Below are 14492 nucleotides of genomic sequence, written 5' to 3'. Positions count from 1 at the left end.
CTCGCCGTTAATAGCCGGCAAGCGCAAGTCTGATGCCACGTACAAACGGTCGCCAGGCACCGGGGATGTCGGCCCTATCAAGCGTTGATCAGTCGGCGGCAGGGCGCAATTGTGCGGCGCGATAGCGGGCCGGCATGAACCCGGTGTGCCGCCTGCAGGCGCGCTGAAGCGCTGCCTCGGACAGATATCCCACGGCCTCGCCGATCGCGGCCACGGACTGTAGGTTCTGCCCCAGCCGATGGACCGCGTGGTCCCTGCGGATCTCGGTCAACAGATCGACTGGCGGTCGGTCGGCCGCTTCGGCGAACTGGCGCACCAGGCGGCATGCGAAAGATGGCACAGCGCGGCGACGCGCGGCAACCTCCAGGCCCCGGAGCTGATGGCGAACGAGGGCTTTCGGACCGTCCAAGCAAGCTACCCCGGAGTGAGCACGCGGACGCCTGCAGGTCAATGTTATGGCTGTTCGCCTCAGAATCCTTGCCGAGCGCTGCGGTGCCAGGGTAACGACCTGTCTAAGCTTGGGCCATGCATCTCAAAGTTGATAGCCCTGTCAAGTCAGACGTATCGAGGCATCGGGAAAACGAAGCGCGTCTGTCATGTGGCTGCGTCGTGACCGGCTGCTTGGTTTTTGACCAAGCCGAAAATGGTCGAGTATGAAGACGCCCTACACACGCTTGCTTGAATGGACGCGCGACAACTGTCTACCGCTTGATCGCTCGCTTGACGCGCTGGAGGCGCCTTTGCGAGCATTGATCGGCAATGCTCGTCTGGTCTCTATCGGCGAGGGGCTGCACGGTGCGCGCGAGCCGATCGAGTTCCGAAACGCACTGTTCGCCTGGCTGGTAGAACGGATGGGATTTTGCGCGATAGCGCTGGAGTCAGGCTTGTCCGCAGGCCTGGCCATCGACGCCTTCGTGCAAGGCGGCACCGGCGAGTTGGAGGACGTCGTGGGAAGTGGCATCACATCCGGCCTGCATAGGTACCCGCAGCAGGCCGGGCTCGTGCGCTGGATGCGCGCGTTCAATGCAGAGCGGCCAAGCGGCGGCAAACCGCTGTCCTTCTACGGCATCGATACCTCGCCTCTGTCGGGCTCGCCCGCAGCCGCGATCGAGATGGCCTTGGCGGTCCTGCAGCGCGTCGATGCAAAGGGTGCCGCTGAACTGCACCAGCGCCTGGAGCCGCTTCGGCCCTGCCTGGGTGTGGAACGAACGAGTCCTGAACCACGCGGCTATACGACGCTGGACGAAGCCCAGCGCGACGCGGTGACCGCTGTGGTGGAAGGACTTGCCAACCGAATCGAACCCTACGCCGAAGATGCGGCTCGCGCTGTGCGCCAGGCCGAGTCCTACCTGCGGCAATTCGAACGTGGATGGTGTGCTGCAAAAGGGCCATCGGGTGCCTGGCCCAGCATAGCGATCAGTGACCGCCAGAAGGCCGAGAATGTCGAGCATCTGCTTCGCCAGCGTCTCGCCGCCAGCGGAAGGATGCTGCTATTTTCCCACCTGGGCCATGCGTCCACTCTGCCGGTGTCGATCGCGCTGGGCGCGGAGACCGTCGCGTTGCCCGAGATGATGGGCAGCCACCTGAAGCGCCTCTGCGCTGAAGGAGAACTGCTGACGATTGGCCACCTGATAGGAGACAACCAATGCCAGCCGGAGGTAGGTGTCGCACCGGCCGATTCGCTCGAGGGCCGGCTCGCGACGCTGGGCCATGACGCGCTGCTGCTCGACTTGCGCCGCGCGCCGCCAGAGGTGCTGGAAGAGCTGCATGCCGAGCCGCATCGCCTGCACGGGCAGTTGCCGGTCCACCAGTTGAGCCCGGGCCTGGGCATTGACGTCATCTACTTCACCCGCCAGGCCACGCCGGCACGATAGGAAAGCGAAAACGCGATGAGAGTCGAGATCGAACCCGGCGTGCGCCTGTTCTTCGACGTCGAAGGCGCGGGCCTTGTGCCCATGGACGACGGCACGTTGTGCAGGCGGCCGACGGTGATTCTGCTGCATGGCGGACCGGGCATGGATCACAGCGGCTGGAAGCCGCGGATGTCCCCTCTGGCCGATGTCGCACAGCTCATCTATTACGACCACCGCAGCCATGGCAGATCAGACCGAGGCCCAAGCAGCGAGTGGACGCTTGACCGTTGGGCCGATGACATCGTACTGCTGTGCGAGGCGCTGGAGATCGAGCGGCCCATTGTCTTCGGCCAGAGCTTCGGCGGCATGGTCGCGCAGCGCTACATCGAGCGGCACCCGGGCCATCCGGCCAAAGTCATACTTTCAAGCTGCTCGCCACATTTCGGCCTTGAGCGCAAGCTCGCGGCCTTTGATCGTCGTGGGGGCGCCGCCGCCCGCGAGGCTGCGCGCGCCTACTGGGCCGATCCCTCGCCGGCATCGTTCGACGCATTCCTGCGCATCTGCCTGCCGCTTTACAGCACGACGCCGCAGGCCGACCGCAGCGCTCCATCATCCGCGGCCTTCGACGGCGAACTGCTCGACAGCTGGAATCGCAACGAGTTGCCTCATGTGGACTTGCTGCCCGGCCTCGCGCGAGCCGCGTGTCCGGTGCTGGTCTTCGGCGGCGCAGACGATCCGATCACGCCGATCGAGGACCAGCGCGACATCGCCGCCGCACTGCCGGCGCATCTGGTTCGCTACGTCGAGTTCGCGAACGCAGGTCATGGTGTCTGGCGCGACAAGCCGGTCGAGGCGATGGCAATGCTGCGCGAATTCATCACTGCCTGACGCCGTAAAGCTGGCCCCGGGCGCCGGAGTACGGGCGACCAGGCAGGCAGATTCAGGCCAGGCTGCGGTCCAGGAAGGCTCGCACCGCTGGGACGAACAGCTCGGGCTTCATACAAGCCTCGTGTCCGACGGCGGGCACTTCCATCAGCTCCCATCCGAGCCGGCGCAAGGTGGCGGCGTTGTTGCGAATCAGGCTGGCGATGGGCACGGGTATGCCCGCTTCGACCAGATCGCCCAGCTCGCCGTGAAACACGAACTTGGGCAGGGCGCGCATCGCCGCCAATGCCGCAGCTTCGTTCCAGCCATGCTGGACGCTGCGGTTGTAGTGAATCCACTGCGTGTACTGCGCCTTGTTGCGCAGCACCATCATGGACGAGGCCTCGGGCTCGTGCTGCTTGCGCTGCGCGGCATCGGCGATTTCCTTGTACGGCCCGCCAATCGGCGGCCAGCCACCGATGACCAGCGCCTTCAGCCGATCGCTGCGGCTGGCCAGCTGCAAGCCAACCCCGCCGCCCCAGGAGTAGCCCCAGTACGTGAAGCGTTCGAAGCCGGCAGCGGTGGCCACGGTGAGCAGATCCCCGCAAACGCGTTCGGCCGTCAGTTGCTCGGGCGCTATGTCGCAGCTAGCGCCGATGCTCGGGTAGTCGACTAGAAGCACCCGGTAGCGGTCCGTCAGGCGCGACAGGTAGCCGTCCAGAACCGGCTTCAACGCCTCTCCGAATATCGATTCGAACGATGCCATCAGCGGCAGGCCGATCATCAGCGGCTCGCCATTGATCGGGCCTTGCAACGCGTAGGCGACGCCCGAAACAGGATCAAGTTGAATGCCACTCATGCCGCAGCCTCCTCGGCCAGCCATTCATCGAGCAGTTCGCCGATCACCGGCAGCGTCGCGGTGCCGAAGCCCAACAGCTTGTCGTGATACGTGCGCAAATTGAAGCGCTTGCCCAGCTTCGACTCGGCAAGTGCCCGGAACTCGCGGAAACGGATGTTGCCGATCTGGTAGGCCAGCGCCTGGGCCGGCAGCGCGATGTAGCGGTCCACCTCGGCCTCGATCGTGTCGAGGCTGAGAGACACCCGGGTGGCCAGTTCCTGGATTGCCTGCTCGCGCGTCCAGCCCTTGGCGTGGATGCCGGTGTCCACCACCAGCCTCAAGGCGCGCCACAACTCCATGTCCAGCCGCCCGAAGTGTTCGTGCGGCGTCTTGTAAAGGCCCATGGCTTCGCCGAGGCCCTCGCAGTACAGTGCCCAGCCTTCGACGCAGGCCGAGTACTTGGGCCCGTTATAGCGGCAGAAAGCCGGCACGTCCTCGATTTCCTGGACCAGCGCCAGGTGCATCAGGTGGCCGGGCCAGCCCTCGTGCAGCGTCAGGGACGGGATCATGTAGAGGGGGCACTTTCCCGGCAGGCCGCTGACCCAGAGGATGCCCGAGGTCGAGCGGTCGCCGGGGCTCGGCTGCGCGTAGGCCGGCGGCATGCGCGGCGCCAGGCTCTCGGGAATGCTCTCGACACCGTAGGTGATACGGGGAACCCGGCCGATGTAGTTCGGTATGAGCCGGTCAATCCGCTTTGCGGTGATCTCCACCCGCTCGCGCAGCGCCTCACCGCTGGTGGCGAAGAATTCGGGTGCTTCGGCGAGGTGTTTGCGGTAATCCGTGACGCGTCCGGCAAAGCCGGCATCCGCAGCGACCTGTTCGATCTCCTGTTCGACGCGGGCCGCCTCGCTGATGCCCAGCGCGTGCAGCGCCTCGGGCGTCATGTCCAGGTTCGTGAAGTGGCGGACCCAGCGCTGGTAGTAGCGCTCACCGTCGACATCATCCGACGCGGCGATCGAGTCGCGCGCGCAGGGCGCAAGCTCGTCGCGCAGTACGTCGGCCAGCCGGGTGAGCGCCGGCACGATCAGGTCTCCAATCAACGCCTTCGCTGCCTCGGCCTGTGGCCATGCGGTCGGGCTGCGGACGAAAGCACCGAACCAGGGCAGCTTCTCCACCGGCCCCTGCGTCACCGCCCTCATGTTCGCCTCGGCGCGCGCAAGCACCACCTTCGGGTAGCGGAAGCCGCGCGCCCGGCCATCGCGCAGGTTGGCGCCAATGTCGTCGAAGAATTGCGGAAGTGTGCCCAGCTGCGCCAGGTAGAACTCGGCTGCCCGCGCATCGCCGAGACTGCACAGGTTGGCAAAGTAGATCGTATTGAACTCCGGCCCCACCGGTAGCAACCAGGGCCGTTGGTGCGCGCCCAGCAGATGGAAGTCGCGCAGGTCTTCCAGTTCGCGGCGCAGCAGAGCGGCATCCGCACGCTCTCGTGAGGTGGCGGGCACCTTGGTGGCATCCAGCTGCGCGATGAAGGTCAGCACCTCGCCGTGGCGGCGCTCGTGGTCTTGCGGCGCCTCGCGGAATAGGACCGGATCCGTCGTCTTCACGCCGGCGATGAAAGCCGTCAGCGGGAACTCGTGGCACTGCCATGCCCAGAAGCGCTCCGCGAGCGCCTTGATTGTCACTTCTTCAGACATGGCATCGCGCCCCTTCGATTGTCTTCATCAACTGCATCAGGTTGCCGCCGAGAATGGCCGTGAGCGCCCCGTCGTCGTAACCCCAATCCATCAGTATCGCCACGATCTCTGTGAGCTGTTCGGGCGGTACGAAGCGCCCGCCCAGGTCGTAGCCGAGACCCGGGGGGAAGGTGTGCTTCATCTTCTCGATGTATTCATCCAGTTCCTGCCGGTCGAACACGTAATCCAGCGCGATGTTGACGTGCCGCGGCCCGACCAATTGGACGACATGGTCGATGTGCCGCGCATAGGTCTCGCTGGCGATGTCGTTGGCGCCGAGGAAGATGCCGACGCCGTTGATGCCGACCAGCCCGCCAGTGGCGGCGCATGCGCGTATCAGCTCGTCCGGGACATTGCGCGGGTGTTCGCGCAGCGCTGAACAGTTGCTGTGAGAGAAGATCACTGGCTTGCTGGCGTACTCGATGGCCTCATGCGCAGTCCGGTGGCCGGTGTGGCTGACGCACACGGCCATGCCCACCCGCTCCATTTCGCGGATCACCGCGCGGCCGAAATTGCTGAGGCCGGGATCGTGATCGTCCTGGCAGCCGCCGCCGACTCGGTTGTTGCGGTTGTAAGCCATGGCCATCCACCAGACACCGAGGTCCCGATACATCTCGATCAGCGAGAGCTGGTCGCCGATGGCGTTCGCGCCCTCGATGTCCAGGCCGACGGCAAGGCGGCCGCTGCGGCGGGCCTCTTCGGCGTCTGCCGTGCGTTCGAGCAGCAGGTAGTGCCCGGAATGCTCGCTGATCCAGTGGCGAAGGCTGGCGACCATGCGTACGTGCGCCTCAATGTCCTGCTCGCCGAAACCCGCATTGAGCATCACCACATCGAAGCCGGCGCGCCGGTGGCGCTCCAGCTGCGGCAGGAAGCCTGTGTCAAGTGGCCTCAGCGGCATGCAGGCATGGTTGTCCCACACCAGCGTCGCGTCGATCAAGGAGCGGGCGCGTGATTCAAGTTCGGTTCGATCCATGGATCGAACCATAGTGAACTGTTCGCTCCTTGCATTAGCATGGTGCATCGGAATTTTAGGAGAGCGGACTTCATGGCTGCGACAGCTCGAGACACGGTTCCCCACCCCCTCGACTGGGACGCGGAATGGCAGCGCGCTTCGGCCAATGGCGGGGCCAAAGCAATCTCGCGCAACATCATGCGTACCGTGTTCGCTGAGCCAGGCAGCGGCACAGCAGACCTGATCCGGCTCGACGACGATGCCATGGTCAACGTGCTGAACTGCGTGCTCCCGCAGTCGGTGCGCTGGCCCTATCAGGCCGAGGAGCCTGTCATCATGCTGCGCGCCTCACTGGCCTGCGACGTGTCCTTTCGCCACGGCCCCTCGGCGCCGATTGTCTTCAAGCGGCCGGAGGTGCTGCTGGCCTGCCTGCCGCAGGGCGTCACGCTGACAGCCGACGTGATGGGCGGCTCGCGCCAACAGGGTTTGATCGCGAACTTCCGCGCCGAGACCTTCGCCAAGCGCTTCGGGTTGTTGGAGAGCGAGCTGCCGCTGGCGGTACGCGAGGTGGTGCATGGCGCCACCGATGTGGTGCGCCTGTCCTCCTTTCCGGTCGACCCGCGCATCGCCGCCTTGATCGCCGATACGCTGGACAGCCGCTTGCCGGGCGAACTGCGCACGATGCAGGTCGCCGGCCGTCTGACCGAGTTGATCGCTTTCGCCCTCGAGGCAATGCTTGAAGACGGGGAGGGTCCCGGCCACCGCAGCGTTCAGCTGCCGCGCAAGCGCGACCTGGACGTCGCCCGTGCCGCCCGCGAGCGGCTGGACCGCGAATACCGGCACCCGCCGATGTTCGGCGACGTAGCCTCGGATCTCGGCGTCAGCCTCAACAAGCTGAAGTCGGTGTTCAAGGAGGCCTTCGGCACGACGATGGTGTCCCATTGCCTCGATCGGCGAATGCGCGAGGCCCAGCAACTGCTGCTGGAGGGCGCGCTGACAATCGGGCAGGTGGCCGACGCTGTCGGCTATGAGCACCAGAGCAGCTTCGCGGCCGCCTTCAGCCGTCATGTGGGCTTGTCGCCGCGCGAGTACCGGCAGCACCGCGCACCGTTCGTGGTTGAGCTGGCGCCCAAGCGCTGAGGCACCGAAAAAACCAAGGCCTGAAGCACTAAGGGCTTTCCCCTGGCTTGTCCTTTCTCCTAAATGTTCCGTCCAAAGCCCCACGGACGCGCCGGAGCCTGAACTTATTGTGAAGCTCATCCGCCGTGCTGTATCCCTTGGCGGGACTTTGCAGGAGCACACCTAATGATCAAATCAGCCCCCTTGCGCGTCAGCCGGCTCGTCGAAGCCATGGCTGTCGCTGGCCTTGCCATTGTTCCGGCCGTCCAGGCCCAGCAGCAGGCCGCCAGGAACGACGAAACGACCCAGCTGGATCGTGTCGTCATCACCGCCAACAAGCGCATCGAGCCCGAGCGCAATGTGGCCGGCTCGGTCAGCGTGCTGCAGGGCGCGCAATTGGAAGCCCTCGGCGCCAAGGACCAGGAAGACACGCTGAAGCTGACGCCAGGAGTGCAGTTCAACAAGGGGGACATCTCCAGCAACACCATCACGATCCGTGGCATCGGCACCGAGACGAGCAACGAGGGCGGCGGTGGGCAACAGCAGCCCACGGGCTTCTACGTCGAGGACGTGCCTCTGGTCTCTCCGTTGGGCAAGGGTATCGTGCCCGACCCCTTCGCGTTTGACCTGGATCGCGTGGAGGTGCTGCGCGGTCCGCAGGGCGCGCTCTTCGGCTCGGGGTCGCTGGGCGGAGCCGTGCGATATCTGTTCAACAAGCCCAAGCTCGACAGCTTCGACGCCAGCGTGCTGCTCAGCTATGCGAAGGTCTCCGGCGGCGACAGCGCGCCATCGATCGCCGGCATGGTCAATGTGCCTCTGGCCACGAACACAGCCGGCCTGCGCGCGGTCGCCTGGGATCGCGAGGACCCAGGCTACATCGACAACCTCGGTACGCTGACCAAGGACGCCAACAAGATCCGCCAAAAGGGCGCCCGCATGCTCGCCACGGTGAAACCGACCGCTGCGCTCAGCGCCACCTGGGTCGTCTCCACGCAGGACACGAAGCAAAGCGACACGGCCAGCGTCTCGCCAGACCCGACGAAGCTCGAGCATACGGCGCCGAACAATTCGGCTCGCAAGGTTACTGCCGACTTCTCCAGCCTGACCGTTGATTGGGACCTCGGCGCGCATACGCTGACGTCGGTCACCGGCTGGTGGCGCAACAAGGCCACGGGCCTGATCGACGACACCGAGCTGTTTTCCAGCGTCGGACTTGTGGTGCCACAGGTGATCCGGCCGTCCGAGAGCCGGCTCAGTGCCCGCTCCGAGGAACTGCGCATCGCCAGCAACCCGGGTGGGCCGCTCAGCTATGTCGCCGGCGTTTTCTACCAGCGCAGTTCGGGCAGCGGAAACGCAAAACAGATTGACCCCTCCGCCTTCTTCGGACTGACCGACCTTGTCGATCTCAGCACCGTGACAACGGCCAGCGAGACGGCGCTGTTCGCCGACGCCGAGTACGCCTTCGGCGGTGGCTGGAGCGTGGACCTCGGCGGCCGGCACTACCGAACCCGCACCCACTACGTCCAGACCGGAACGCAGTTCGGCGCACCATCAAACATCACACCGCCCGATTCGTCTGACAGCGGATTCACGCCCAAGGCCAGCCTCAAATACCGCCTCGGCGACACGGGCATGTGGTACGCCACCGCCAGCAAGGGCTACCGCTACGGCGGCACGAATGGCACGGCACCGTTCAAGCCTTTCAAGTCCGACTCGCTTTGGAATTACGAGACCGGCCTGCGCCTGAATCCGGCCAAGGGCCTGCAGGTCGATCTGAGCGTCTTCCTGCTCGATTGGAAGGATGCCCAGTTCACCTACTTCACCGTGGCCAACGGCGGCCTGCCGGAGAGCGGCATTGCCAACGTCGGCCATGCGAAGAGCAAAGGCATCGAGGCCTCGCTGCGCTACCGGGTCTCGTCGGCGTTCGACTTCTCGCTCTCGGCGGCCTGGACCGACGCGAAGACGGAAGTGCCAGTCGAGGTGCCCAACGGACGCGGTGCACTCACCGCACCGGCTGGTTCGCGGCTGCCCGGTTCGCCGAAGTTCCAGGCCGCCCTTCAGGCCGGCTACCGCTTCTCCGGGCCCATGGGCAGCAGCGGCCGGGTCTTTGGCACCTACGCCTACGTTGGCGACCGCATCATGTACCTGAGCGGCAACAAGCCAGCGGATGCCTATGACACGCTGGATCTGGGCAGCTCGTTCACTGTGGAGCACTGGACGCTGTCGGGCATGCTGTCGAACGTGACGAACTCGAAGGGCGTGCAGAGCGTCACCGGTGCGCCGGCCGGCGTCGGCAGCTTCGCCCAATACTTTCTGCAAAGGCCGCGTACGCTGACCGTTTCGCTGCGCTACGACTATTGAGCCCACGACCATGACACAGCCCCTCACCGACTCCAAGGCCAGCTGGCGGGTCCTGTTGGGCTGTTGTCTCGTCGCCCTGTTCGGCGTCACTGCGCTCTACGGCTCCACCTTTGGCCTCTTCCTGATCCCCATGGAGCAGCAACTCGGCTGGACCCGTGCACAGATCGCCTTTTCGATGACCCTGGTCACCATCGTCGGCCCCTTGAGCATGCCGCTGGTCGGCTGGGTGATCGACAACCTGCCACTGCGGCCCCTGGTGCTGTGGGGCGTGTTGCTGCAATCGGCTAACTTCGCCGCCTTCGGGCTCATGGGCGGCAATATCGGCGTGTACTACCTGCTGTGCATCGCGCTGATGTTCACGGCCACCGGCGCATCGCTCTTGACCTTGGCCAAGGTCGTACAGCAATGGTTCGACGCCTCGCTCGGCAAGGGTCTGGGCATCCTGTTCGCGGCCACGGCCGTGGGCGCCGTGGTCCATCCGCCCTGGGTGGGCTACGTGCTGGCGCACCAGGGCTGGCGCGCGGCCTTCTTCGCCATGGGCCTGATCAGCCTTGTGCTGGGCGGCGCGGCGGCGCTGTTGCTGATACGCGAGCGGGCACCGGGCGAGCGGCGGGCCCCTGCGGCAAAGGCCGCGGCCGGACCTTCGATGATGGGCTTCCTGAAGGACGGCACTTGGCGGGCGCTTGCCTGGTGGAACCTGTTCTTCGGCTTCGCGATCGGTGCGCTCATGATGCACTTCGCGGCGCTGCTCCAGGACCGCGGCCTCTCACTTGCGCAGGCGGCGGCCATGCTCAGTGTGGTGGGCGTCGGTGGTTTTGCCGGCAACCTGCTGGCCGGCTGGTTGATCGACCGCTTCCCTGCCACCTGGCTCGCCCGAGGCTTCGTGCTGGCGCCGCTCGGCGCTGTGGTGCTGCTGTACTTCGGCCATGGACTCGTGGCGGCAGCTATCGCGGCGCTGATGCTGGGCCTGTTCAGCAGCGGCGACCACGCGCTCGGTGCTTTCTTGGCACGGCGCTACTTTCCTGCCGAGGCCTATGGCCGTGCCAGCGCCACGCAGATGATGGCGGCGACACTGGGTGGGGGGGTCTCGCCGTGGATCTCGGGCCTGGTCTATGACGCGACTCACAGCTATGACGTGTCCCTGATGATGACCGGCGTCGCCTTCCTGCTGGCGACGTTCGCGGCCTGGCGTTTGCCTGCTGTCAGCGATGAAGCTGCGACCGCTGTGCCCGCTCCGGCAGGCGGCGTCGCTTCCGTCAGCGACGCCCAATGAACGCGTTGCTCGCGCTGCTGAGCCGCGATGCGGCCGGCCTGCTGCTGGCGCTGCTGGCGGCGCTGGTGCTCGCGCCAGTGAACGCGTGGCTGGCAGCGCTCGTAGGCATCAGCCTGGCCCTGCTGTCACTTCGCTACCTGTGGAAGCGCGCTTCAGTGCGGCGGCGATTCCCGGCGCCCGGTCGCCTGATCGACATGGGCGGCTACCGCATCCATGTGCGGGCTGAGGGTGAAGCTCATCAGGGCCGGCCGACGGTGCTGTGGTTCGCAGGCGGCCACGCAGCTGGCAATGCGATTCATCACCTGCACCGGGCATTCCGCGGGCGCACGCGCTCCATCCTCATTGATCGCCCGGGGACGGGCTGGAGTGACGCCGGGCCTTTCCCACGCACCACCGCCCGTGAGGCGGACGAAGTGCTCCGCGTGCTGGAACTGACGGGCGAGCGCGGGCCCTTCGTCATTGCCGGTCATTCCTTCGGCGGCCTGCTGGCCGCGAATATCGCGCGCCGCCGGCCCGACCTCGTCCATACGCTGGTACTGCTGGATCCTACGCCGCTCGACACCATCCTCTACGGCCCGCCGCTGGAGGCGCTGCGCGAGTTTCGGCTGGCGCCGCTGAAGGCCGGCCTGGCGCGCCTGTTCGGTTTCGACCTGATGAAGCGCCGTGCGGCCGAGCAGCGTCAGATCCCCGCCTACTCGGCAGTGCTGGCGGCCGTGGACCGCGAACTGGGGCCGGAGGTCATCGCCGCGCGCGCGGTCGACGAGCGTGTCGCCACCGACTTCACGCAGGCTTCCATCTACGCCGAGTTGACGCCGGCCGGCGCGGCTCGCGCAGCCTGGTCTGCCGGTGTCTACGACGGTGACCTTGACGGCGTGGCCGTCTGGCTCGTGGCCCCGAAGAACGATCTCGACGTCGCCCGACTCCCGGAGGCCCAGACGGCCGACGCTCGGCTGAACGAGCGCGTGGTGCGTGTGATCGCCCGCACGCGGGAGCGCTACCTGGCCACGTCCGACCGTTCGCGGCGCATCGTCGCGCCCCCTGGCTCGGGCCACAACTTTGTCTATGAAATCCCGGACTTCGTCATCGGCGTGATGCGCGAGGCGATTGAAGGTCCTGCACAGGAGTATTGAACATGAATGCCTTGCTATCCCCCTGGTCCGGCCCCTTTGGCGGCCTGCCGCCCTTCGAGCTGGCTACACCTGCGGCACTGGAAGCAGCTATGACCGAGGCGATCGCCATGAAGCGCGCCGAAGTGCATGCGATCGCCGCGAGCGCCGAAGCGCCAAGCTTTGCGAACACCGTCGAGGCGATGGAACGCAGCGGCGGCGCTATGCGGCGCGTGAACGCGCTGTTCCGCGTGATGGGCGCAGCAAATTCGCTTGGCGAGATGCCAGCCGTCACGCAGCGGGTCACGCCAATGCTGTCCGGGCTCGACAACGAGATCCTCTTCGACCGGCGCCTGTTCGCCCGCGTGACAGCTGTCCACAACAATCGTGAGAGCCTTCCGCCAGTGGCACGGCGGCTGACCGAGGTGATCCACCACCGCTTCGTCCGCGCCGGCATTGGCTTGGCACCGGCCGACCAGCAGCGCCTCGGCGAAGTCAATGCGCGGATCGACATGCTGGCGGCTCAATACAACCAGAACCTGATAGCCGATGGCGGCTCGCAATTCGCATGGATCCAGGACAAGGCGGAACTCGAAGGCCTGCCCGCGCCGCTGGTCACTGCCGCTAAGGCCGTGGCGACCGCGAAAGGCCGCCCCGAAGCCTGGGCGATCCAGAACGCTCGCGCCGCCGTCTGGCCGGTGCTGACCCATGCGCGTGACCGCAGCCTGCGCGAGCGGGTCTGGCGGATGTGGAGCGACCGAGGCGACCATCCCGGCCCTACCGATAACAAGCCCGTCGCGGCGGAGATCCTGCGGCTGCGCGGCGAAAAGGCGCGGCTGCTGGGCCACGCCAGCTTCGCGCACATGGCCATCGACGAGCGCATGGCCCGCCGCCCCGAGACGGTGATGGAGCTGCTCACCCGCACCTGGCGCACCGTCCACGCGGTGGCGCTGAAGCAGATCGCACAGTACACGGCCATCTCCCGCGAGGAGGGCCTGCAGGACGCGCTGCAACCGTGGGACCGCCAGTTTTACGCCGAGCGTCTGCGCCGCCGGGATTTCGGCTTCGACGGCGAAGCGCTGCGGCAACACCTGAGCCTCGACAACGTGCTGGCCGCGATGTTCGACAGCGCCTCGCGCACCTATGGCCTGCGCTTCAGCGCTTTGCCCGATGCGCCGCGGCTGCATCCGACCGTGCGCGTCTACGAGGTGCGGCGCGACGACGGCACGGCGCAGGGCGTGCTCTACTTCGACCTGTTCAACCGGCCCGGAAAGATGCACGGCTCCTACCAGACCGAGTACCGCATGGCGGAGCTGGATGAGAGCGGCCGGCGCGTGCTGCCGATCTCGGCCGTGCATTCCTCCTTCGAGGCCGTACCAGGTCCGACCGGCGAGATCCTCCTGCCCTTCGAATACGCGAACGTGTTCTTCCACGAGTTCGGCCACGCGCTGCACATGCTGCTGTCGCGCGCGCCGTACCCTTCGCTCGGCAGCGTCGGCGTGCCCTGGGATTTCGTCGAGGTGCCGGCGCTGCTGAACGAGCGCTGGCTTATGGAACGCGGCACCTTGGCCCGCTTCGCACTGCATGCCCAGACCGGCGCGCCGGTGCCCGACGAGCTGGTCGAGCAGTTGCAGCGTTCGCTGATGTACGACCGCGTGTTCAGTCTGAACCTCGATTACCTGGCCCCGGCCATCATGGACCTGCGCATGCACCTGCTTGCGGACGGCGCACCGGGCCGCCAGTTCGATGTGGCCGCACTGGAGGCCCAGGTGCTGCGCGAGCTGGACATGCCGCCAGCCTGGGACACGATCATGCGCGTCACCAATAATTTCCACAGCTTCCCTGGCGGCTATGCCGCTGGCCTCTATGGATACCTGTGGGCCGACGTGATGGCGGCCGACGCGGCCGAAGCCTTCCTGGACAGCCCAGGCGGATTCAACGACCGTGAGACGGGCCGCCGCTGGGACGATGCCCTGCTCGGCGCGGCCTGGACGGTCGAGCCCGACGAGGCCTGGCAGCGCTTCCGCGGCCGTGCCGTCGACCCGGCGGCCTTGATGCGCCGCTTCGGTCTGCAGCAAGCCTAAGAATCCTTGCCGAGAGCCAAAGGCAGGCGTGCCTCGAGTGCCAATCGTTCCTGACCATGCGCAACCCTCACTCCGCGTGGCAGCTGCTCGGCAAGGCAATCACGGGCAAGACCCGGGGTGATACCAATCGTCGTAATCTCGTAAGCGGTCAATTGACCACACCCCTTGCCACCGGCGAGGCGGCGGCATAGGCATCACTCAGGTGGCCGCGAGCTCGATGCGCCAGGGCAGCAACGCGGCGTAGTCATCGACGGTCTTGGCGTTCGGCAGCCCGACAAACAATGCGCGCAGGTAGCGGTACCCGTCGAT

At 66.2% G+C, this 14492-nt stretch carries 12 protein-coding genes; 7 read left to right on the top strand and 5 right to left on the bottom strand.

Going from position 1 to position 14492, the window contains the following annotated elements:
• Window positions 1–88 precede the first annotated feature (88 nt).
• Window positions 89–316 carry a helix-turn-helix domain-containing protein gene (locus DES47_RS28855; protein ID WP_166652185.1) on the bottom strand — a complete coding sequence of 76 codons (228 nt, stop codon included), beginning with the start codon at window positions 314–316 and terminating at the stop codon, window positions 89–91.
• 337 nt (window positions 317–653) lie between these two features.
• Between DES47_RS28855 and DES47_RS26275 the strand changes: the two genes are divergently transcribed.
• Window positions 654–1874: an erythromycin esterase family protein gene (locus DES47_RS26275; RefSeq protein ID WP_133703756.1), complete on the top strand. Its 1221-nt coding sequence runs from the start codon at window positions 654–656 to the stop codon at window positions 1872–1874.
• 15 nt (window positions 1875–1889) lie between these two features.
• Window positions 1890–2741 carry an alpha/beta fold hydrolase gene (locus DES47_RS26270; protein ID WP_133703755.1) on the top strand — a complete coding sequence of 284 codons (852 nt, stop codon included), beginning with the start codon at window positions 1890–1892 and terminating at the stop codon, window positions 2739–2741.
• A gap of 52 nt (window positions 2742–2793) precedes the next feature.
• Here the strand turns inward: DES47_RS26270 and DES47_RS26265 are convergent, their stop codons facing one another.
• From DES47_RS26265 to DES47_RS26255, 3 genes are read right to left on the bottom strand one after another with little or no spacing between them, the layout of a single operon-like run.
• The gene (locus tag DES47_RS26265) at window positions 2794–3576 is read right to left on the bottom strand and encodes an alpha/beta fold hydrolase (RefSeq protein ID WP_166652184.1); all 783 of its coding nucleotides are present in this window, start codon (window positions 3574–3576) and stop codon (window positions 2794–2796) included.
• Window positions 3573–5249, bottom strand: a complete 1677-nt coding sequence (locus tag DES47_RS26260; protein ID WP_133703753.1) for a DUF885 domain-containing protein — start codon at window positions 5247–5249, stop codon at window positions 3573–3575. Before DES47_RS26260 ends, DES47_RS26265 begins: the two co-directional genes overlap by 4 nt.
• Window positions 5242–6261: a dipeptidase gene (locus tag DES47_RS26255; protein WP_166652183.1), complete on the bottom strand. Its 1020-nt coding sequence runs from the start codon at window positions 6259–6261 to the stop codon at window positions 5242–5244. Before DES47_RS26255 ends, DES47_RS26260 begins: the two co-directional genes overlap by 8 nt.
• 39 nt (window positions 6262–6300) lie before the next feature.
• Here DES47_RS26255 and DES47_RS26250 point away from each other — a divergent pair, with 39 nt between their 5' ends.
• The 5 genes from DES47_RS26250 to DES47_RS26230 all read left to right on the top strand — a co-directional run bounded on the left by DES47_RS26250 (window position 6301) and on the right by DES47_RS26230 (window position 14183).
• Window positions 6301–7380 (top strand): helix-turn-helix transcriptional regulator, encoded by a 1080-nt coding sequence (locus tag DES47_RS26250; protein WP_133703751.1) that lies wholly within the window; start codon window positions 6301–6303, stop codon window positions 7378–7380.
• A gap of 165 nt (window positions 7381–7545) precedes the next feature.
• Window positions 7546–9720: a TonB-dependent receptor gene (locus DES47_RS26245; RefSeq protein WP_133703750.1), complete on the top strand. Its 2175-nt coding sequence runs from the start codon at window positions 7546–7548 to the stop codon at window positions 9718–9720.
• Between the two features lie 10 nt (window positions 9721–9730).
• A complete protein-coding gene (locus DES47_RS26240; protein WP_133703749.1) occupies window positions 9731–10993 on the top strand; it encodes an MFS transporter in 1263 nt (420 codons plus the stop codon).
• A complete protein-coding gene (locus DES47_RS26235; protein ID WP_133703748.1) occupies window positions 10990–12123 on the top strand; it encodes an alpha/beta fold hydrolase in 1134 nt (377 codons plus the stop codon). Before DES47_RS26240 ends, DES47_RS26235 begins: the two co-directional genes overlap by 4 nt.
• Before the next feature lie 2 nt (window positions 12124–12125).
• Complete coding sequence (locus tag DES47_RS26230) at window positions 12126–14183, top strand: M3 family metallopeptidase (protein WP_133703747.1); 2058 nt, start codon at window positions 12126–12128, stop codon at window positions 14181–14183.
• 198 nt (window positions 14184–14381) lie between these two features.
• Here the strand turns inward: DES47_RS26230 and DES47_RS29460 are convergent, their stop codons facing one another.
• On the bottom strand, window positions 14382–14492 hold the full coding sequence (locus tag DES47_RS29460) for a transposase domain-containing protein (RefSeq protein ID WP_425057489.1): 111 nt from the start codon (window positions 14490–14492) through the stop codon (window positions 14382–14384).

The sequence above is a fragment of the Roseateles toxinivorans genome (genome assembly GCF_004362525.1).
In the GTDB taxonomy this organism is placed as follows: Bacteria; Pseudomonadota; Gammaproteobacteria; order Burkholderiales; family Burkholderiaceae_C; genus Paucibacter; species Paucibacter toxinivorans.
The sequence above is the reverse complement of the archived record's forward strand: the minus strand, read 5'-3'. Positions and strand labels throughout refer to the sequence as shown.

Excerpts from the sequence above, each read along its gene's own strand:
- DES47_RS26275 (WP_133703756.1), top strand. The coding sequence starts at position 654 with ATGAAGACGCCCTACACACGCTTGCTTGAATGGACGCGCGACAACTGT.
- DES47_RS26270 (WP_133703755.1), top strand. The coding sequence starts at position 1,890 with ATGAGAGTCGAGATCGAACCCGGCGTGCGCCTGTTCTTCGACGTCGAA.
- DES47_RS26265 (WP_166652184.1), bottom strand. The coding sequence starts at position 3,576 with ATGAGTGGCATTCAACTTGATCCTGTTTCGGGCGTCGCCTACGCGTTG.
- DES47_RS26260 (WP_133703753.1), bottom strand. The coding sequence starts at position 5,249 with ATGTCTGAAGAAGTGACAATCAAGGCGCTCGCGGAGCGCTTCTGGGCA.
- DES47_RS26255 (WP_166652183.1), bottom strand. The coding sequence starts at position 6,261 with ATGGATCGAACCGAACTTGAATCACGCGCCCGCTCCTTGATCGACGCG.
- DES47_RS26250 (WP_133703751.1), top strand. The coding sequence starts at position 6,301 with ATGGTGCATCGGAATTTTAGGAGAGCGGACTTCATGGCTGCGACAGCT.
- DES47_RS26245 (WP_133703750.1), top strand. The coding sequence starts at position 7,546 with ATGATCAAATCAGCCCCCTTGCGCGTCAGCCGGCTCGTCGAAGCCATG.
- DES47_RS26240 (WP_133703749.1), top strand. The coding sequence starts at position 9,731 with ATGACACAGCCCCTCACCGACTCCAAGGCCAGCTGGCGGGTCCTGTTG.
- DES47_RS26235 (WP_133703748.1), top strand. The coding sequence starts at position 10,990 with ATGAACGCGTTGCTCGCGCTGCTGAGCCGCGATGCGGCCGGCCTGCTG.
- DES47_RS26230 (WP_133703747.1), top strand. The coding sequence starts at position 12,126 with ATGAATGCCTTGCTATCCCCCTGGTCCGGCCCCTTTGGCGGCCTGCCG.